The sequence below is a fragment of the Acidovorax sp. genome (assembly GCF_034519795.1).
GTDB lineage: Bacteria > Pseudomonadota > Gammaproteobacteria > Burkholderiales > Burkholderiaceae_C > Acidovorax.
Genome location: NZ_JAXHOB010000032.1, coordinates 255,596 through 273,832 on the forward strand (window position 1 = coordinate 255,596; position 18,237 = coordinate 273,832).

An 18,237-nucleotide genomic window follows, 5' to 3' on the forward strand; every position below is an offset into this window, starting at 1 on the left:
GCAGGACAATGCGCATCGCCCGACCCACCTTTCCACCGTATTCCCACTGCCCCCGAAGGACCCCCGTGAAATTCAAGATGGCCGAGAAATCCCTGTTTGCCGTGCTGCTGCGCTCGCCCTGGTGGGTCAGCTTCCTGGTGGTGGGGGTGATCGCCCTGGGCGCCGGCGCGCTGCTGCCGCGCGAGTACGCCTACGTCGGCGCCGTGGGCACGCTGCCCATCTTCGTGGTGGGCTGCATTGCGGCCTGGCGCCAGCTCCGGGCGCCGAGCCCGGCCAAGGTCGGGGAAATGCTGGACGCCGTGAACACCATGCCCTGGCGCCAGTTCTCCGAAGCGCTGGAGGCCGCCTGGGTGCGCGATGGCTGCACGGTGGAGCGCCCCAAGTCCGGCCCCGTGGACCTGCGCGTGGCCAAGGGCGGCCAGGCCACCCTGGTCAGCGCCAAGCGCTGGAAGGCCGCCACCCATGGCGTGGAGCCGATGCGCGAACTGCAGGCGGCCATGCAGGCCGAGGGCGCCCCGGCAGGCATCTACGTGATGACCCAGGGCCAGCTCTCCGACAACGCCCGCCTCTTCGCGCGCGACAACGGCATCACCGTGCTGCAGGGCCCGGGCGTCGCCGCCCTGCTGTTGGCAAAGGCCTGACCCGCCCGATCGCCATGCGGGTTTCCCCATGTGGCGGGCTGCCTGCAAGGCAGCACACTTGGCACTGACGATACAGCCCCCACGCACGCGCCGATGCACCCAACCGACAGCCTCGCCCCGCCAGCCCCTCCCACCACGGGCCTTCTGCTGACGGGCGGCGGCGCCCGGGCGGCCTACCAGGTGGGCGTGCTCGAAGCCATTGCCGACCTGCGCCTGGCCTGTGGCGCGGGCGACGAACCCAACCCCTTTCCCATCATCACCGGCACCTCGGCCGGGGCGATCAATGCGGCGGCGCTGGCCTGCGGTGCCGACAACTTCGACCGGGCCGTGCGCCGCATTGCGCGCGTCTGGCGCGACTTCCATGCGCACCAGGTGTACCGGGCCGACTCGCTGAGCGTGCTGCGCAGCGGCGCGCGCTGGCTCTCGCTGCTGTCGCTGGGCTGGGCCCTGGCGCGCTGGCGGCGCATGCGCCCGCGCTCGCTGCTGGACAACGCGCCGCTCGAAAAACTACTGGTCAAGATGGTGCCGCTGGTGCGCCTGCCGCGCCTTTTAAAAAAGGGCCACCTCAAGGCCCTGGCTGTCACGGCGTCGAGCTACAGCTCGGGCGAGCACGTGACCTTCTTCGAGACCGAGGCGCCCCTGCAACCCTGGGTGCGCTCGCAGCGCAAGGCGGCGCGCGACCGCATCACGCACGAGCACCTGCTGGCCTCGTCGGCGATCCCCTTCGTGTTCCCGGCCAAGGCCATCAGCATGGGGGACCACATGGAGTTCTTCGGCGACGGCTCCATGCGCCAGTCGGCCCCGATCGCACCGGCCATCCACCTGGGGGCCGAACGCATCCTGGTGGTGGGCGCGGGCCGGATGCACGAGCCCAAGGGCGACGTTTCGGCCAACCCCACGCCGACCTACCCCTCGCTGGCGCAGATCGCCGGGCATGCGCTGTCCAACATCTTCCTCGATGCGCTCTCGGTCGACGTGGAGCGCGTGCAGCGCGTGAACCAGACGCTCTCGCTGATCCCGCCCGAGGTGCGCGCCAAGAGCGCGCTGCGCCCCATCGAGCTCTTGGTGATCGCCCCCTCGCAGCGGCTGGACGCCGTGGCCGCCCGCCACGTGGGCAACCTGCCCACGCCCGTGCGGGCCATGCTCGGCGCCCTGGGCGTCACCTCCAACATGGCCGACGTGCGCGGCGCGGCCCTGGCCAGCTACCTGCTGTTCGAGTCGGGCTATACACGCGAGCTGATGGCCCTGGGGCGCGAGGACACCCTGGCCATGCGCGCCGAGGTGTGCAAGTTCTTCGGCTGGACGGACACTGGCGCCGAAGTCCAGACCCTCATGCACAGCTGAGGATGCGGCCGGCTACGGCGCCTTGAGCGCTTCCTTGGGCAGCCAGCCCAGGCCGTGCGCGTGCAGGCTCTGCACATACAGCCGATCCGCCGTCTCGGTGATGGCCGTGGTCTCGGGGTAGGCGCCCGCTGGGTCCTGCAGGTCGGCCACGACCTTTCCCTCGTCGTTGAACGCGATCACATGGCCGTATGGTTTCGGAATCGGCCACAGCGCGCGCGGCAGGCGCAGCGTGAGGCGGCGCAGCCAGGGCTTGCCGGCCATGTTGTCGATGGCGGCGCCGCGCGGCTTGGCAAAGCCCAGCCAGATCCGACCGTCCTGCCCACGCACCAGGTTGTCGGGGTAGCCGGGCAGGTTGTCGAGCAGCACCCGGGCCCGCGGACCCTGCGATGAGTTGCGGATGTCCAGGTCGTTCGCGTCCACCGCGATCTTCCACACCCGGTACTTGCCGGTCTCGGCGACGAACAGGCTCCTCTCGTCCTGGCTCAGCGCCACGCCGTTGGCAAAGCTGATGCCCCGCGCCACCACCCGCGTTGCGCGCGTGGCGGGGTCGTATTCGAGCACGCGGCCGGTGCTGGCCTGTTCCAGGATGTCGAGCACGCTGGCCTCGAAGGTACCGCCCCAGTCCTTGGGGGCAAAGCGGGTGGAGGCGTCGCTCAGGTACATCTTGCCGCTTCGGGCCACCACCACGCCATCGGCGTAGCGGATGGGGTCGCCGGGGGCCACCTGGTCGGTGAGCAGGCGGATCGTGCCATCGGGGGCGATGGAGAGCAGGCCCTTGACCGCATCGGCCGCGACCAGGTTGCCCGCGGCGTCGAAATCGAAGCCCAGCACGCGCCCGCCGGTGTTGGCGAAGACCTGCTGGTCCGTCCCATCCGGGTTCATGCGCAGGATATTGCCGCTGAGCACCGTGGTGTAAAGCCTGCCGTCCTTGCCCAGCGCGATGTGCTCGGGCCCTATCTCGCCTTTCAGGTCGATCATCCGCAGCCCGGCCAGGCGCTGGTTGGGCGCATGCACGCCCTGGTAGCCAGGGGCGGTGGGCGCGCTCCAGGCCACGGGTGCTATCGGCACCGGCCACCAGGCCAGGTAGGCGGCTCCCGCCAGCACGGCGCCTCCCAGACCCCACCCCAGTCTGCCTAGCCACGTTTTTGCCACGGTGTCCCCCTGTTGTTCTTGAGGCAGGCATTGTGGCATCTGCCCCTGCCGGGCCCACGGGGGTCCCGAGCGCCTAAAATCGCGGGTTCCGCCTGAGAAAGTCCGTCCCATGCCGTCCTCCGCACGCAAACTCTTCGTCACCACCGCCCTGCCCTACGCCAATGGCAATTTCCACATCGGCCACATCATGGAATACATCCAGGCCGACATCTGGGTGCGGTTCCAGCGCATGCAGGGCAACGCGGTCAACTTCGTCGGTGCCGACGACACGCACGGCGCGCCCATCATGATCGCGGCCGAAAAGGCCGGCAAGACGCCCCAGCAGTTCGTGGCCGACATCGCCGCCGGCCGCAAGCAGTACCTGGACGGCTTTCACATCAGCTTCGACAACTGGCACAGCACCGACGGCCCGGAAAACCACGAGCTGGCGCGCCAGATCTACCGCGACCTGCGCGACCGCGCCGACGGCTCGCTGATCGAGACCCGCACCATCGAGCAGTTCTTCGACCCCGAGAAGAACATGTTCCTGCCCGACCGCTTCATCAAGGGCGAGTGCCCCAAGTGCCACGCCAAGGACCAGTACGGCGACAACTGCGAGGTCTGCGGCTCGGTCTACGCGCCCACCGACCTGATCAACCCGTTCTCGGCCCTGTCGGGCGTCAAGCCCGAGCTCAAGAGCTCGGAGCACTTCTTCTTCAAGCTTTCGGACCCGCGCTGCGTGGAGTTCCTCGAACGCTGGACCCAGGACGGCAAGCTCCAGCCCGAGGTGGCCAACAAGATCAAGGAATGGTTCACCGTGCGCACCAACCCGGACGGCACGACCAGCGAAGGCCTGGGCGACTGGGACATCTCGCGCGACGCGCCCTACTTCGGCATCGAAATCCCCGACGCACCGGGCAAGTACTTCTACGTCTGGCTCGACGCGCCCGTGGGCTACCTGGCTTCGCTCAAGAACCTGCTGGAAAAGCGCGGCGAGAGCTACGACGCCTACATGGCCGACCCGGCCCTGGAGCAGTACCACTTTATCGGCAAGGACATCGTCACCTTCCACACGCTGTTCTGGCCTGCCATGCTGCACTTTTCCGGCCGCAAGACGCCCGACAACGTGTTCGTGCACGGCTTCCTCACGGTGAACAATGGCGAGAAGATGAGCAAGAGCCGCGGCACCGGGCTCGATCCGCTCAAGTACCTGGGCCTGGGCATGAACCCCGAGTGGCTGCGCTACTACCTGGCGGCCAAGTTGTCCAACCGCAACGAGGACATCGACTTCAACGCCGACGACTTCATGGCGCGCGTGAACAGCGACCTGATCGGCAAGTTCGTCAACATCGCCAGCCGTGCAGCGGGTTTTCTGACCAAGCGCTTCGACGGCAAGCTCACCACGCAGTTCAGCGCCGATGGCGCGGCCCTGCTGGCCGAAGTGCGCAGCGCCGGCGACGGCCTGGCGCAGCTGTACGAGGCGCGCGAGTTCGGCAAGGCGACGCGCGAGATCATGCTGCTGGCCGACAAGGTCAACGCCTACGTGGACCAGAACAAGCCCTGGGACCTGGCCAAGGACGCGGCCAACAACGAAGCCCTGCACCAGGTGTGCTCGGTGCTGATCAACACCTTTGCCGTGCTCACGCGCTACCTGGCCCCCGTGCTGCCGGGCCTGGCCCGCGCGGTGGAAGGCTTTGTCGGCAGCGACATGCAGCGCTGGGCCGTGGCCGGCGACGTGCAGGCCATAGCCCCCTACCAGCACCTGATGCAGCGCGTGGCCCCCGAACAGCTCGACGCGCTGTTCGAAGCCCCGGCCCAGCCCGTGGAGGCGGCGCCCGAAGTGGCAGCCCCCGGCGGCGAGGAGCTGGCGCCGACCATCGGCATCGACGACTTCACCAAGATCGACCTGCGCATCGCGCTGATCGTGAACTGCGAACCCGTGGAAGGCTCGACCAAGCTGCTGCGCCTGACGCTGGACGTGGGCGAGGGCCGCACGCGCAACGTGTTCAGCGGCATCGCCAGCGCCTACCAGCCGGCCGAGCTGATCGGCAAGCACACGGTGATGGTGGCCAACCTGGCACCGCGCAAAATGAAGTTCGGCGTGTCCGAGGGCATGGTGCTGGCCGCCAGCCATGGCGATGAGAAGGCCAACCCCGGCATCTACGTGCTCAACCCCTGGCCCGGCGCAACGCCCGGCATGCGGGTGCGCTGAGCTCTACTGGAACTGCAGCGCCTGCGGGCGCTGCGGCTGGCCTCCCCGGAGCAGGTACCACTCGGCCACGAGCATATTGGGCACCCAGCACAGCCAGGCGATGAAGGGGTAGGACACCGCTTCGTCGATGTCGGCGGCCATGCTGGCGCCCAGGTAGATGCGCAGCGTGATGGCGGCCGCCGTGAGCGCAAAGCTGCGCAGCATCCAGCGCCGGTGCTCGGCGAAGCGCCGCTGCAGCGCGCGCGCCAGGCCCATGCCGGTCGCCACGATCCACGCCAGGCCCAGTGCAAAGAAGCCGGCGGCGGCCACCGCACCCGTCATGGCGTTCACGGCCAGCGGCAGCGACGACAGCCAGGCGACGGCGACCGACAGCACATAGGCGCGCCCCACCCAGCGGTGCAGGGCCGGAAACCGCGCACCCCAGGCCGGCACGAACTGCAGCGGCCCGAGCACCAGTGCCAGCGAGGCGCTGACCGCATGCACGACGAAGGGCCGGGGCGACAGAGCGAGGCTGGGCAGGTCCGACGGCAGGGGCATGCCGGGCAGCGCATAGCGCAGCGAAAAGAGGCCAATGGCCAGCGCCGAGAGCGCCAGCAGGCCCCAGGACCAGGCCAGGGCGGGGGAGGAAAAGAGGCGTGTTTTCATCGCAGTTACCTTGAGAGAATGGGAGTCCATCCACTCTAGAAAGCGCGACTCAGGCGGGGATTAGCCCTGGTTTACCGCTGAATGAGCAAGCAGGTGCACCCGCGCCACCAGGCCGTCCCCCCCGTCGTCGCGTGTGCGCAGCTCCACCCGCAGCCCATGGCGCAGCGCCGCGGCCCGGGTGATGGCCAGGCCCAGGCCACTGCCGTCAGCGGCGGCGCCGGGCACGCGAAAGAAGCGGTCGAATACCCGCTCCCGCAGCGCGGGCGCAATGCCGGGCCCGGTGTCGACGATGTCCACCACCGGGCCGCTGGCCAGCGGGTGCAGGCGCACCTCGACGCTGCCGCCCTCGGGGGTGTAGCGCAGCGCGTTGTCCAGCAGGTTGTCGAACACGCTGCGCAGGTCGCTGGCCACGGCGTCGACATGCACGGCGCAGGCACCGCTGAAACCCACCTCGATGCGCCGCTGGTCCGCCAGCGGCATGAGCTGACCCACGCTCTCGCGCAGCAGGGCCGTGATGTCCACCGGCTCGGCAGCCAGACCCGTGGACGCCGGGGCCTCCTGGCGCGAGAGCCGCAGCAACTGGCCGATCAAATGCCGGCCCCGGCGCATGCCGGCATCGAGCTGGGCAAACTGCTGCTGCGCCTCGCCCGGGGGCAGCAGGGGCCGCAGGTTCTCCATCTGCAGCGCCATGGCGGCCATGGGGGTGCGCAGCTCGTGCGCGGCGTCCTGCACGAAGCGGCGCTGGGCGGCAAAGGCCTCGTCCAGGCGCGCGAGCAGGGCATTGAACGAGCCGACCAGCGGCACGATCTCCTCGGGCACGCGGCCCATGGGGATGGCGCCCAGGCTGCGGTCGTTGCGCTGCGCCACCTCGCCGGCCACGGCGCGCAGCGAGCGCGACGCGCGCCCCACCACCCGCCACAGCGTGAACAGCACTGCGGGCACCAGCAGGGCCAGGGGCACGATGGCGTACAGGGTGCGCACGGCCACTTCTTCCTGCAGGAACTGCTCGCTTTGCAGCACCTGCACACGGTGCGGGTGCGGCCCGGCCGCGGGGGTGGTGTAGACGCGCCAGCCCGGTGCCCAGGCGTCGCTGGTGCGCACACGCTGGTGGCCGGGCGCGGCCTGCAGGGGCACGCCGGTGTCGGGGCCGGAAGTGGCGAGCAGGCGCCCGTCGGCGGACCAGACCTGCACGACGAAGGCGCCCCATTCCACGATGTTGGTACGGCTGAGCAGGGGCAGCGGCTCGACCGCAAGCTCAGCGGGGCCCGCCCGCGCCGGCCCGCCGGCCAGATGCGAGCGCGCCAGTATCTCCATCTGGTACTGCATGAAGGTGTGGATCAGCGCGCTGTAGCTGGCCCAGAAGGCCCCGCCCGCCACCACGGCACCCGCCAGGATCCAGGGCGCCAGCCACAGCACGATCTGCCCGCGCAGCGACCGGGGGCGGTACCAGCGCGCGCCCACCTCAGGCACCGCGCCCGTCATGGGGCTGCCACCCGCCAGCCCAGGCCGCGCACGTTGCGGATGGCATCGGGCCCGAGCTTGCGGCGCATGCCGTGGATGAGCACGTCCACGGCATTGCTGCTGACCTCCTCGCCCCAGCCGTAGATGCGGTTCTCGAGCTGCTCGCGCGACAGGATGGCCCCGGGCCGCTCCAGCAGCGCATGCAAGAGCGCGAACTCGCGGGCCGTGAGGGCACCGCGCACGCCGTGCTGCAGCACCTCGCGCGTTGCCAGGTCCAGCTGCACGGCGCCGTTGCCCAGCAGGGACTGGGCGGCCCCACTGCGCCTGCGCACCACGGCGCGCATGCGCGCCAGCAACTCGGTCATCTCGAAGGGCTTGAGCAGGTAGTCATCGGCCCCGGTATCGAGCCCGAGCACGCGGTCCTCGACCCCGTCGCGCGCCGTGAGCACCAGCACCGGCGTGAGGTCGCCGCGCGCCCGCGCGCGGCGCAGCACCTCGGTGCCGTCCAGCCCGGGCAGACCCAGGTCCAGCAGAACGCAGCTGTAGTCACCATCGGCCAGGGCGCTGTGGGCCAGTTCGCCATTGCGCACCCAGTCCACCGACCAGCCCGCGCCCTTGAGGGCATGCGTGAGGCCGCGCCCGATCATGTCGTCGTCTTCCACCAGCAATGCGCGCAACGGGGTTCTCCTTCGAAACAGGGGGACAGGCACAGCGTAGTGCGCAATTCTTAGCCGGCCATGAGCAGTGCCTGCCCTGGCTGCCAGACCATGGGCGCACAGGGCTAACAGCGGGCTAAGAATGCTTTCCTACAGTCCACCGGCCCGCCGCTCTAAGCTACCACTGCGGCGGTCCCCTGTCCACGCAGGTCCGCCCTGCCCCGAATCCCTTCTTCTTGTGGAAATTGAGACCATGACGCTTCGCCTCCCGCATTCCCTCCTCCGTCCCCTGGCGGCACTGGCCACCACGCTGCCCCTGCTGGCGCCCGCCAGCATCCAGGCCCAGGAGGCAGGCGCCGCCTCCTCCTGGGGTCTGGGCCTGGCCGTCAGCGCCGACCGCAAGCCCTATCGCGACTTCGACGACAAGCTGCAGCCGCTGCCGCTGCTCACCTATGAAAACCGCTGGATCCAGATTGCCGGCCCGGGCGTGGACTTCAAGCTGCCCTCGCTGGGCCCGGTGGGCCTGCGGCTGCGCTCGCGCTTCGGTTTCGATGGCTACGAGGCCGAGGATTCGCCCTGGCTCGCCGGCATGCGCGAACGCAAGAGCAGCCTGTGGCTGGGCGCGGCAGCGACCTGGGACACCGGGCCGGTGCAGTTGTCGGCCGAGCTGCTCGCCGATGCCTCGGGCCACAGCAAGGGCCGCCAGTTCACGCTCAAGGCCGAGCGCCGCTTCCAGCTGGGTGCCTGGGACGTCACGCCGCGCGTGCAGGTGCAGCAGCAGGACCGCAAATATGTGGACTACTACTATGGCGTCGAGGGTACCGAGGCCCGACTGGGCCGCCCAGCCTATGAAGGCAGCTCGGCCATGAACCTGCAGGCCGGCGTGCGCGTGGGCTACACCCTGGCGCCGCGCCAGTGGGTGTTCGTGGACCTGAGCAGCACGCGCCTGGGCAGCGCCATCAGGAACAGCCCATTGGTCGACAAGTCCAGCCAGCCGGCGGTGGTGGCGGGCTACCTGTATCGGTTCTGATCGTCAGTGCCCGACGTAGCGGCCTGGCCGGTGGCTGATCCACAAAAAACCGCTCATCACCAGCACCGCCAGCACCGAGTAGGCCACCCGATCGACGGGCACGATGAACAGTGCCAGCAGCACCACGGCGCAGTCGATGCCCATCTGCACCTTGCCGGCACGGATGCCATAGCGGTCCTGCATGTACAGCGACAGCACGGTGGCACCGCCCAGGCTGGAGCGGTGCCGCGCCAGGAACAGGCAGCCCGTGCCCAGCAGCAGGCCACCGAGCAGCGAGGCGAACAGGGGGTTGAGGTAGTCCACATGCATCACATGGGGGAAGAGTTCGGTCAGCCCCGACAGCAGCGCCACCGAGACAAAGGTCTTGAGGGTGAACTCGCGCCCCATGCGCGTCCAGGCGAACCAGTAGAACGGCAGGTTCACGAGGAAGAACAGCTTGCCGAACGACACGCCGGTGACGTAGTGCGCCAGGAAGGCGATGCCCGCCGTGCCGCCCACCAGCAGGCCGGCCTGGTTGAACAGCATGAGCGCCATGGCCACGAACAGCGTACCGGCGAAGATGGCCTGGGCGTCCTCGTAGGTGCCGTGGCGCAGCGACGGGGGGGTGTCGGTTTCGATGGGCGCGGAGGGGGTGTCAGGCATGGTCGGTTCGTCAGGATACAGCGGCAATCCACCGTGGGGGTGCATTTGCACAAGCAAGCACTGCGCCAGAAGGGGGGCGCAAGCTCCAGCAAGGGATATGCTTGCATTCTCGGGCCACCCGGCACCCGTTCGGGCCGGCGACCGGTGGTTGTACCCACCGGCCCGGGGAATACACTGGAAACCACCTCCCATGCAGCTGTCCTTCGCCTTCCACCCGCGGCTGATCGATGCCCTGCGCGGCTACAACCGCAGCCGCTGCCTGGCCGACGTGGGTGCGGGCATCACCGTGGGCATCGTGGCCCTGCCCCTGGCCATGGCCTTTGCGATTGCCAGCGGCCTGCCACCGGGGGCGGGGCTGTGGACGGCCATCATCGCCGGCTTCCTGATCTCGGCGCTGGGCGGCACCAATGCGCAGATCGGCGGACCGGCAGGGGCCTTCATCGTCATCGTCTACGGCATCGTCGAGCGCCATGGCGTGGCCAACCTGCTGATTTCCACCGCCTGCGCTGGCGTGCTGCTGGTGCTGCTGGGCCTGTTCCGCCTGGGCACGCTGGTGCGCTTCGTGCCGGTGAGCATCGTCATCGGCTTCACCAACGGCATCGCCGTGCTGATCGCGCTCTCGCAGGTCAAGGACTGGCTGGGCCTGTCCATCGCGCGCATGCCGGGCGACTTCTTCTCGCAGATGGGCACGGTGGCGCAGCACATCGGCAGCTTCAACCCCTATGCCTTCGGTCTGGGCGCCGTCTGCCTGGTGGGGCTGTTCGTCTGGCCGCGCCTGTTCATGAGCGGCTCGCCGGTGATCAAACTCATGGACGGCTACCGCGTGCGCAGCTTCGCGCGCGTGCCCGCGCCGGTAGTGGCCCTGGTCACGCTGAGTCTGCTGGCCTGGGGCCTGGAATTCCCGGTGGAGACCATCGGCTCGCGCTTTGGCGGCATTCCGCAGGGCCTGCCGGCCTTCGTGCTGCCCGACTTCTCGTGGGAGACGGTGCGCCTCTTGGTCACACCCACGCTCACCATCGCCCTGCTGGGCGCCATCGAATCGCTGCTGTGCGCCCGGGTGGCCGACCAGTTGGCCACCGACCCCCACCACCGCAAGCACGACCCCAACCAGGAACTCATGGCCCAGGGCCTGGCCAACCTGGTCGTGCCCTTCTTCGGCGGCATGCCGGCCACGGGCACCATCGCCCGCACGGTGACCAACATCCGCTCGGGTGCCACCTCGCCCATCGCCGGTATCGTGCATGCGGCCACGCTGGCGGTCATCGTGCTTGCGGCGGCCCCCCTGGCGCTGCACATTCCACTGGCCGTGCTGGCGGGCATCCTGCTGTTCGTGGCCTGGAACATGGGCGAGTGGCACGAGTTTGTGCGCCTGCGCCACTTCAGCAACCACTACCGGCTGCTGATGCTGGGCACCTTCTTCCTCACCGTGGTGTTCGACCTCACGGTGGCGGTGGAGGTGGGCCTGTTCATGGCCTGCGCGCTGTTCGTGCGGCGCATGAGCGGGCTGTTCAGGGCCGAGCTGCAGCCGCCTGCCACGGCAACGCCGGGGCGGGCCACCCAGACCTGGCGCCTGCACGGCGCACTGTTCTTCGGCGCGGCCGCCAAGGTCGACCCCATCGTGCAGGCGGTGGAGGCCGGCCCCGCCGGCATGGACGTAGTGCTGGACGCGAGCGAGCTCGTGGCGCTCGACACCACCGGCCTCGATGCGCTCGGCCAGGTGCTCAAGGCGGTGGCGCAACGCGGCGGCCACCTGCAGATCGTGCACCTGCACGAGCAGCCGCGCTCGCTGATGGAGCGCTCGGGCTTTGCCGACCGCCTGGCCGCACAGGGCGGTGCACGGTGGAGCGACTGGGAACGATGTAAGGGGGCGCCGTTACTTGCCGCCCTTGAACTCCGGGCGCATCCAGGTCGGCGCCCGGTCTCGGTGCGCAGCACCTTCGCGCCCGGCCCCTGGACCACGGTGAACACCTGCGGCTCGTTGCGCGCGTTGGCAAAGCGCCACTGCACGTGGATCTCGTCCTTGAGCGGGTACGGCGACACCTTGGCGGCCTTGCCCAGCAGGCGGCGCACGGCGTCCATGCCCATGCCGGGCTGCACCCGGGCGAAGTTCTCGGGCGTGAGCACCTGGTGCACGGCGATCAGCTTGCCGTCGGCCCCGATGGCGATCATGTAGTTGACCTGGCCGGCCGGCTGGCGGTTGTACTCGAAGGTGCGGCTGCCGTCGGCCTCGTTCCAGGTGTTCTCGGGCACGCCGAAGCGGTCGCGCACGTCCGCCTCGGTGGACACGCCGGGCTGCAGTTCGCTGATGCGCTGGGGGTCGCAACCGGCGGCGAGCGCCAGCAGTGCGAGGGCGGTGGCGGCTGCGCAGGGCGGCACGAAAAATCGGGGGCATAGGGTCATCCCGGTAAAATCAAGGATGGTGGTGTGCCTGACGCGAACAAGAAAGAGATTACACAGTCCATGTCCATTTTCCGCCGCCCCGATTACCAGTCCGACACCACGCAGTTCATCAACCAGCTCAAGGCGAGCCGGCCCGAGCTGGACGCCCAGCAGGTGGCAGGCCGCGCCCTGCTGTGGGACAAGCAGGTGGACCGCAAGATCTGGGGCGAGTACCGCGAAGGCCAGGTCGAGCAAAAGCCCTACGTCTACCAGACCAACGCGGACTGAGCGAGTTGCTCGCATGAAAACGGCTTCCATCGCTTTTCCAACAAGCGTTTGAAGCTCTCTATTTCATAGCAATTGATGAGCACCGCGAGCGCAGCCGACACGCCGATCGCCGGCGCGCAAGCGCTGGACGCGGGCGGCATGCCCGTGGTGGTCGACCAGGTGGCGCTGGCGCGGCTGTATGGCGAACCGCTGTTCGCCATGCCGACCGACCTGTACATCCCGCCGGATGCACTCGAAGTCTTCCTCGAAGCCTTCGAAGGGCCGCTGGATTTGCTGCTGTACCTGATCCGCAAGCAGAACTTCAACATCCTGGACATCCCCATGGTGGGGGTGACCAAGCAGTACCTGGCGTATGTGGACGAGATCCGCAGCCGCAACCTGGAGCTGGCGGCCGAGTACCTGCTGATGGCGGCGATGCTGATCGAGATCAAGTCGCGCATGCTGCTGCCGCCCAAGAAGCAGGCCGAGGGCGAGGAGCCCGTCGACCCCCGGGCCGAGCTGGTGCGCCGCCTGCTCGAATACGAGCAGATGAAGATGGCCGGCATGCGCCTGTCGCAGCTGCCGCAGTACGGGCGCGACTTCCTCAAGGCCCAGGTCTATATCGAGCAAAGCCTGCAGCCGCGCTTTCCCGACGTGCACGTGGTGGAGCTGCAGGAGGCCTGGCGCGACATCATGAAACGCGCCAAGCTGGTGCAGCACCACAAGATCACGCGCGAGGAACTCTCGGTGCGCGAGTACATGAGCATGGTGCTCAAGACGCTGCAGGGCCGCCGCTTTGTGGAGTTCGAAGAGCTTTTCGAGCCCGAACACGGCAGCACCGTGCTGGTGGTGACCTTCATCGCGCTGCTGGAGCTGGCCAAAGAGACGCTGATCGAGATCACCCAGGCCGAGGCGTTTGCCCCCATCTACGTGCGCCTGGCCTACACGCCCGCCTAACGCCGACCGCCGCCTGATTCACCGCCCTGGCGGGCGGCCGTGGCCCCTCACCTCACCCATTCCTGCAAGCCATGGCATCTCACGACTTCGACGTTCTCATCGTAGGCAGCGGCCTCGCCGGGCTTTCGGCCGCGCTGCACCTGGCGCCCACGCACCGCGTGGCGGTGGTCACCAAGCGCCAGCTGCACGATGGTGCCAGCGCCTGGGCTCAGGGCGGTATTGCCGCCGTGCTGGCCGACGAGGACAGCTTTGCCGCGCACATGGAAGACACGCTGGTGGCCGGCGCCGGCCTGTGCGACCTGGCCACCACCCGCTTTGTGGTGGAGAACGCGCCCGACGTCCATTGCCTGGCTGCAGCAGTTGGGTGTGCCGTTTTCGCTGGAAGACGGCGCCCTGCACCTCACGCGCGAGGGCGGGCACAGTGCGCGGCGCATCGTGCATGCCACCGACGCCACCGGTGCCGCCGTGCAGCGCACGCTGATCGACGTGGTGCGCGCCACGCCGGGCATCACGCTGTTCGAGCAGCACACGCTGGTGGACCTGATCACGGCACGCAAGCTGGGTGCCATGGGCTGGCAACCGGTGCCTGGGCCTGTACGCGCTGGACGAAGCGACACCGACGAGGTCGTGACCTTCCGCGCGCCGCACACCATCCTGGCCACAGGCGGCGCAGGCAAGGTGTACCTGTACACCACCAACCCCGACACCGCCACGGGCGACGGCATTGCCGCCGCCTGGCGCGCGGGCTGCCGCGTGGCGAACATGGAGTTCATCCAGTTCCACCCCACCTGCCTGTACCACCCGCACGAAAAGTCCTTCCTCATCAGCGAGGCCGTGCGCGGCGAGGGTGGCCTACTCAAGCTGCCTGCCTCGGCCGGCGGCACGCGCTTCATGCCGCAGCACGACCCGCGCGAAGAACTGGCCCCGCGCGACGTGGTGGCCCGCGCCATCGACTTTGAAATGAAGAAGCACGGCGTGGACTGCGTTTACCTGGACATCTCGCACCAGAGCCCCGCGTTTCTGCAAGAGCACTTCCCCAACATCCTGGCGCACTGCGCATCGAGCTGGGCATCGACATCACCAAGGAGCCCATCCCCGTGGTGCCCGCCGCCCACTACACCTGCGGCGGCGTGCTGACCGATCTGGCCGGCCGCACCGACCTGCCGGGCCTGTTCGCCGTGGGCGAGGTGGCCTGCACCGGCCTGCACGGCGCCAACCGGCTGGCCAGCAACTCGCTGCTGGAATGCATGGTGTTCGCCCGCGCCGCCGCGCAGGCCATCGCCGCAGCGCCTGACCAGCCGATCTGCCCGACCGTGCCCGCGTGGGACGACAGCCGCGTGACCGATGCCGACGAATGCGTGGTCATCTCGCACAACTGGGACGAGCTGCGCCGCTTCATGTGGGACTACGTGGGCATCGTGCGCACCAACAAGCGGCTGGAGCGCGCCGCCCACCGCATCGCGCTGCTGCAGGGCGAGATCCAGGAGTTCTACGCCCACTTCCACGTCACGCGCGACCTGCTGGAGCTGCGCAACCTGGTGCAGGTGGCCGACCTGATCGTGAAAAGCGCCCAACTGCGCCGCGAGAGCCGGGGCCTGCATTTCAGCCGCGACTACCCCGAAGTGGCTGCGCCCGCCGCCCCCACCATCCTTGTGCCCCCAGTGGCCTGACAAGGTATGACCTACAGCGTCAAAGAAATTTTCTACACCTTGCAAGGCGAAGGCGGCCAGGCGGGCATGCCCGCCGTGTTCTGCCGCTTTGCGGGCTGCAACCTCTGGACGGGCCGCGAAGCAGGACCGCGCCGCAGCGCCATCTGCCAGTTCTGCGACACCGACTTTGTGGGCACCGACGGCACGCTGGGCGGCAAGTTCGACACTGCCACCGCATTGGCCGAACGGATCGCCGCCCAGTGGCCTGCAGGCGCGGGCCACCGCCTGGTGGTGCTGACCGGTGGCGAGCCCCTGCTGCAGGTCGATACGGCGCTCATCGACGCACTGCACGCGCAGCAGTTCCGCATCGCGGTGGAAAGCAACGGCACCGTGGCCGCGCCGGAAGGCATCGACTGGCTGTGCATCAGCCCCAAGGCGGGCGCGCCCTGGGTGCAGCGCAGCGGGCAGGAATTGAAGCTCGTCTGGCCCCAGCCCGGCTTTGATTTGGCGGCGTTAGAGCACGACACCCAGTTCACCCACCGCTTTCTGCAGCCCATGGATGGCCTGCTGCAGCGCCAGAACACCGCCACCTGCATTGACGCCTGCATGGCCCACCCCGCATGGCGATTGAGCCTGCAAACCCACAAACTCACCGGTATCCGCTGAGTCCCCCTCTTCTGGTTCCCGTATGCTGTTCACCATTTCCCAGCGCTTCTTCTTCGACGCCGCCCACACCCTGCGCCGCGAAATCGAGGCCGAAGGCAGCCGCCGCGTGCACGGCCACACCTACCACGCCGAAGTCTTCCTGAGCGGCCCGCGCGACCCCGCCACCGGCATGGTGCTGGACCTGGGCCTGCTGCGCCGGGGCCTGGAGGTGGTGCGCGAGCAGCTGGACCACCACATGCTCGACGAAGTGCCCGGCCTGGGCACGCCCACGCTCGAAAACCTCTGCCTCTTCATCGCCCAGGCCCTGCCGGCCGACCTGCGCGCCAGCGTGAGCCGAGTGCGCGTGTGGCGCGAAGCGCTAGGCGACAGCTGCGTGCTGGACTTCCCTCGGCCTGAGCCCTGCCCAGGGCAAGCCACGCCCACCTCACAGACTTCACCCAAGGAAGCCCGATGTTCCGCACCCTGCTCAAATCCAAGATCCACCGCGTGGCCGTGACCCAGTGCGAGCTGCACTACGAAGGCTCGTGCGCCATCGACGAAGACCTGCTGGACGCCGCCAACATCGCCGAGAACGAGCAGATCCACATCTGGAACATCAACAACGGCGAGCGCTTTGTCACCTACGCCATCAAGGGCCAGCGCGGCAGCGGCATGATCTCGGTCAACGGCTCGGCCGCGCGCCGCGCCTCGGCGGGCGACCTCATCATCATTGCGGCCTTCGCCCAGGTGCACGAGGAGCAGGTGGCCGGGCCCAGCCCCAGCTGGTGTTTGTGGACGACCGCAACCGCCAGACCGCGCTGCGCCACGCGGTGCCCACGCAGGCGGTGTGAGCGGGGCAAGCGGGGGGGGGGAAGATGGCCACGCCGCACCGATGAGCACACCGGCATCCTCCGGCGACACCCTGGTGGCCCGCAGCCTGGCCAGCGTCTGGCACCCCTGCACGCAGATGAAGCGGCACGAGGCCCAGCCGCCCGTGGCCATCGCCCGCGCGCAAGGCCCTTGGCTTCATGGCACCGACGGCCAGCGCTATCTCGACGGCATCAGCTCCTGGTGGGTCAACCTGTTTGGCCACAGCCACCCGCACATCCAGGCCGCGCTGGTGGACCAGCTGGGCAAGCTCGACCACGTGATGCTGGCAGGATTCACGCACGCGCCGGTGGTGGAACTGTCCGAGCGCCTGGCCGCACTCACCGGCCTGGGCCACGCGTTCTATGGCAGCGACGGCGCAGCCGCCACCGAGATCGCCCTGAAGATGAGCGCGCACTACTGGCGCAACACAGGCCGCCCCGCCAAGAGCCGGTTTGTCGGCGTGGCCGGGGGCTACCACGGCGAGACCGTGGGTGCCCTGGCCGTGACCGACATCGCGCTGTTCCGCGAAGCCTATGCGCCGCTGGTGCGCCTGGCCGCCACCGTGCCCAGCCCCGACGCGCGCAGTGCCGCCCCCGGCGAAACCGCACAGGACGTGGCCCGGCGCGCCGCCGCCGCGCTGGAGACCTGGCTGCAGGAGCACCATGCCACCACGGCTGCCTTGATCGTGGAGCCGCTGGTGCAGTGCGCCGCGGGCATGGCCATGCACGACCCCGAATACCTGCGCCTGGCGCGCGCGCTGTGCGACCGCTACGAGGTGCACCTGGTGGTGGATGAGATCGCCGTGGGCTTTGGCCGCACGGGCACGATGTTCGCGCACCAGCAGGCGGGCATCCGGCCGGATTTCATTTGTCTGTCCAAGGGCCTCACGGGCGGCACGCTGCCGCTGTCGGCCGTGCTGACCACGGGCGCGGTGTACGCCGCGTTCTACGACGACGAGGTGGCGCGCGGCTTTTTGCATTCGCACTCGTACACCGGCAACCCGCTGGCCTGCCGCGCGGCGCTGGCCACGCTGGAGCTGTTTGACCAGCTGGATGCGCTGAACGCCAACCAAGCGCTGGCGCAGCGCATCGATGTGGCCTGTGCACCCCTCACGCAGCACCCGCGTGTGCGCCATGCGCGCCGCCTGGGAATGATCTGGGCCTGGGACGTGGACACCACCCTGCCCGACTTTTCCCGCCGCTACCACCAGCACGCCATGGCGCGCGGGCTGGTGCTGCGCCCCATCGGCAACACGCTGTATGCCATGCCACCCTATGTGCTCGACGGCGAGGCGGTGGACTGCCTGGCCAGCGGCGCGCTCGACGCGCTGAACGCCACCCTGCAAGAGGAAACCTGTTGATGATTGGATGCTTTGTGACCGGCACCGACACCGGCGTCGGCAAGACGCTGGTGTCCACCGGACTGTTGCACGCCCTGGCGCCGCACCACAGCCGCGTGGTCGGCATGAAGCCCGTGGCGGCCGGTGTGGTGCCCTGGGGCGAGGACTGGGCCAGCGAGGACGCGATCGCGCTGCGCTCGGCCTCCACCCTGGCCGTCGCACCCGAGCTGGACAACCCCGTGCTGCTGCTCGACCCGCTCTCGCCCCACATCGCGGCCGAACGCGCCGGGGTGCAGATCGACATCGCCGCCATCGTGCGCAGCTACCAGGCGCTGGCCGCGCTGGCCGATGCCGTGGTGGTGGAGGGCG

14 protein-coding genes and 5 pseudogenes are annotated in these 18,237 nt (G+C 69.0%); 14 read left to right on the forward strand and 5 right to left on the reverse strand.

What is annotated here, in order from left to right:
• Nucleotides 1-65: 65 nt before the first annotated feature.
• Both U5N23_RS32710 and U5N23_RS32715 read left to right on the forward strand, forming a co-directional pair.
• Nucleotides 66-641, forward strand: coding sequence for a restriction endonuclease (locus U5N23_RS32710; protein ID WP_416208710.1), 576 nt, complete (start codon nucleotides 66-68; stop codon nucleotides 639-641).
• Between the two features lie 93 nt (nucleotides 642-734).
• Nucleotides 735-1,985: a patatin-like phospholipase family protein gene (locus U5N23_RS32715; RefSeq protein ID WP_322596827.1), complete on the forward strand. Its 1,251-nt coding sequence runs from the start codon at nucleotides 735-737 to the stop codon at nucleotides 1,983-1,985.
• A 12-nt stretch (nucleotides 1,986-1,997) separates the two neighbouring features.
• Here the strand turns inward: U5N23_RS32715 and U5N23_RS32720 are convergent, their stop codons facing one another.
• On the reverse strand, nucleotides 1,998-3,086 hold the full coding sequence (locus U5N23_RS32720; protein ID WP_322596891.1) for an SMP-30/gluconolactonase/LRE family protein: 1,089 nt from the start codon (nucleotides 3,084-3,086) through the stop codon (nucleotides 1,998-2,000).
• 160 nt (nucleotides 3,087-3,246) lie between these two features.
• Here U5N23_RS32720 and metG point away from each other — a divergent pair, with 160 nt between their 5' ends.
• The gene (gene metG, locus U5N23_RS32725; protein ID WP_322596828.1) at nucleotides 3,247-5,328 is read left to right on the forward strand and encodes a methionine--tRNA ligase; all 2,082 of its coding nucleotides are present in this window, start codon (nucleotides 3,247-3,249) and stop codon (nucleotides 5,326-5,328) included.
• A gap of 3 nt (nucleotides 5,329-5,331) precedes the next feature.
• Here metG and U5N23_RS32730 read toward each other — a convergent pair whose 3' ends face one another.
• From U5N23_RS32730 to U5N23_RS32740, 3 genes are read right to left on the reverse strand one after another with little or no spacing between them, the layout of a single operon-like run.
• Entirely contained in the window at nucleotides 5,332-5,973 is a 642-nt protein-coding gene (locus tag U5N23_RS32730; protein ID WP_322596829.1) for a DUF2306 domain-containing protein, read from the reverse strand.
• Between the two features lie 60 nt (nucleotides 5,974-6,033).
• Nucleotides 6,034-7,455 (reverse strand): HAMP domain-containing sensor histidine kinase, encoded by a 1,422-nt coding sequence (locus tag U5N23_RS32735; protein WP_322596830.1) that lies wholly within the window; start codon nucleotides 7,453-7,455, stop codon nucleotides 6,034-6,036.
• Nucleotides 7,452-8,111: a response regulator gene (locus tag U5N23_RS32740; RefSeq protein WP_322596831.1), complete on the reverse strand. Its 660-nt coding sequence runs from the start codon at nucleotides 8,109-8,111 to the stop codon at nucleotides 7,452-7,454. The genes U5N23_RS32735 and U5N23_RS32740 overlap by 4 nt, the downstream gene beginning before the upstream one ends.
• Before the next feature lie 232 nt (nucleotides 8,112-8,343).
• On the opposite strand from U5N23_RS32740, the gene U5N23_RS32745 reads away from it, so the two are divergent.
• Nucleotides 8,344-9,120, forward strand: a complete 777-nt coding sequence (locus tag U5N23_RS32745; protein WP_322596832.1) for a MipA/OmpV family protein — start codon at nucleotides 8,344-8,346, stop codon at nucleotides 9,118-9,120.
• 3 nt (nucleotides 9,121-9,123) lie between these two features.
• Here U5N23_RS32745 and U5N23_RS32750 read toward each other — a convergent pair whose 3' ends face one another.
• Nucleotides 9,124-9,762 carry a YitT family protein gene (locus tag U5N23_RS32750; RefSeq protein WP_322596833.1) on the reverse strand — a complete coding sequence of 213 codons (639 nt, stop codon included), beginning with the start codon at nucleotides 9,760-9,762 and terminating at the stop codon, nucleotides 9,124-9,126.
• Nucleotides 9,763-9,952: 190 nt separating this feature from the next.
• On the opposite strand from U5N23_RS32750, the pseudogene U5N23_RS32755 reads away from it, so the two are divergent.
• The 10 genes and pseudogenes from U5N23_RS32755 to bioD all read left to right on the forward strand — a co-directional run.
• Nucleotides 9,953-11,590 (forward strand): annotated as a pseudogene (locus U5N23_RS32755) (SulP family inorganic anion transporter); the annotation flags it as partial.
• Between the two features lie 632 nt (nucleotides 11,591-12,222).
• The gene (locus U5N23_RS32765; protein ID WP_007861239.1) at nucleotides 12,223-12,429 is read left to right on the forward strand and encodes a DUF3460 family protein; all 207 of its coding nucleotides are present in this window, start codon (nucleotides 12,223-12,225) and stop codon (nucleotides 12,427-12,429) included.
• A 75-nt stretch (nucleotides 12,430-12,504) separates the two neighbouring features.
• On the forward strand, nucleotides 12,505-13,365 hold the full coding sequence (locus U5N23_RS32770; RefSeq protein WP_322596834.1) for a ScpA family protein: 861 nt from the start codon (nucleotides 12,505-12,507) through the stop codon (nucleotides 13,363-13,365).
• Between the two features lie 71 nt (nucleotides 13,366-13,436).
• Nucleotides 13,437-14,502, forward strand: a pseudogene (locus U5N23_RS32775) (FAD-dependent oxidoreductase).
• A complete protein-coding gene (locus U5N23_RS33215) occupies nucleotides 14,463-15,035 on the forward strand; it encodes an FAD-binding protein (RefSeq protein WP_416208711.1) in 573 nt (190 codons plus the stop codon). The pseudogene U5N23_RS32775 and the gene U5N23_RS33215 overlap by 40 nt, the downstream one beginning before the upstream one ends.
• A 6-nt stretch (nucleotides 15,036-15,041) precedes the next feature.
• The gene (gene queE, locus U5N23_RS32780) at nucleotides 15,042-15,680 is read left to right on the forward strand and encodes a 7-carboxy-7-deazaguanine synthase (RefSeq protein WP_322596835.1); all 639 of its coding nucleotides are present in this window, start codon (nucleotides 15,042-15,044) and stop codon (nucleotides 15,678-15,680) included.
• Nucleotides 15,681-15,702: 22 nt separating this feature from the next.
• Nucleotides 15,703-16,065: pseudogene (locus U5N23_RS32785) on the forward strand (6-carboxytetrahydropterin synthase); the annotation flags it as partial.
• Nucleotides 16,066-16,130: 65 nt separating this feature from the next.
• Nucleotides 16,131-16,510, forward strand: a pseudogene (gene panD, locus U5N23_RS32790) (aspartate 1-decarboxylase).
• A 41-nt stretch (nucleotides 16,511-16,551) separates the two neighbouring features.
• Nucleotides 16,552-17,889: an adenosylmethionine--8-amino-7-oxononanoate transaminase gene (gene bioA, locus U5N23_RS32795; RefSeq protein WP_322596836.1), complete on the forward strand. Its 1,338-nt coding sequence runs from the start codon at nucleotides 16,552-16,554 to the stop codon at nucleotides 17,887-17,889.
• Nucleotides 17,889-18,209 (forward strand): annotated as a pseudogene (gene bioD / locus U5N23_RS33220) (ATP-dependent dethiobiotin synthetase BioD); the annotation flags it as partial. The gene bioA and the pseudogene bioD, both read left to right, overlap by 1 nt.
• Between the last annotated feature and the right edge of the window lie 28 nt (nucleotides 18,210-18,237).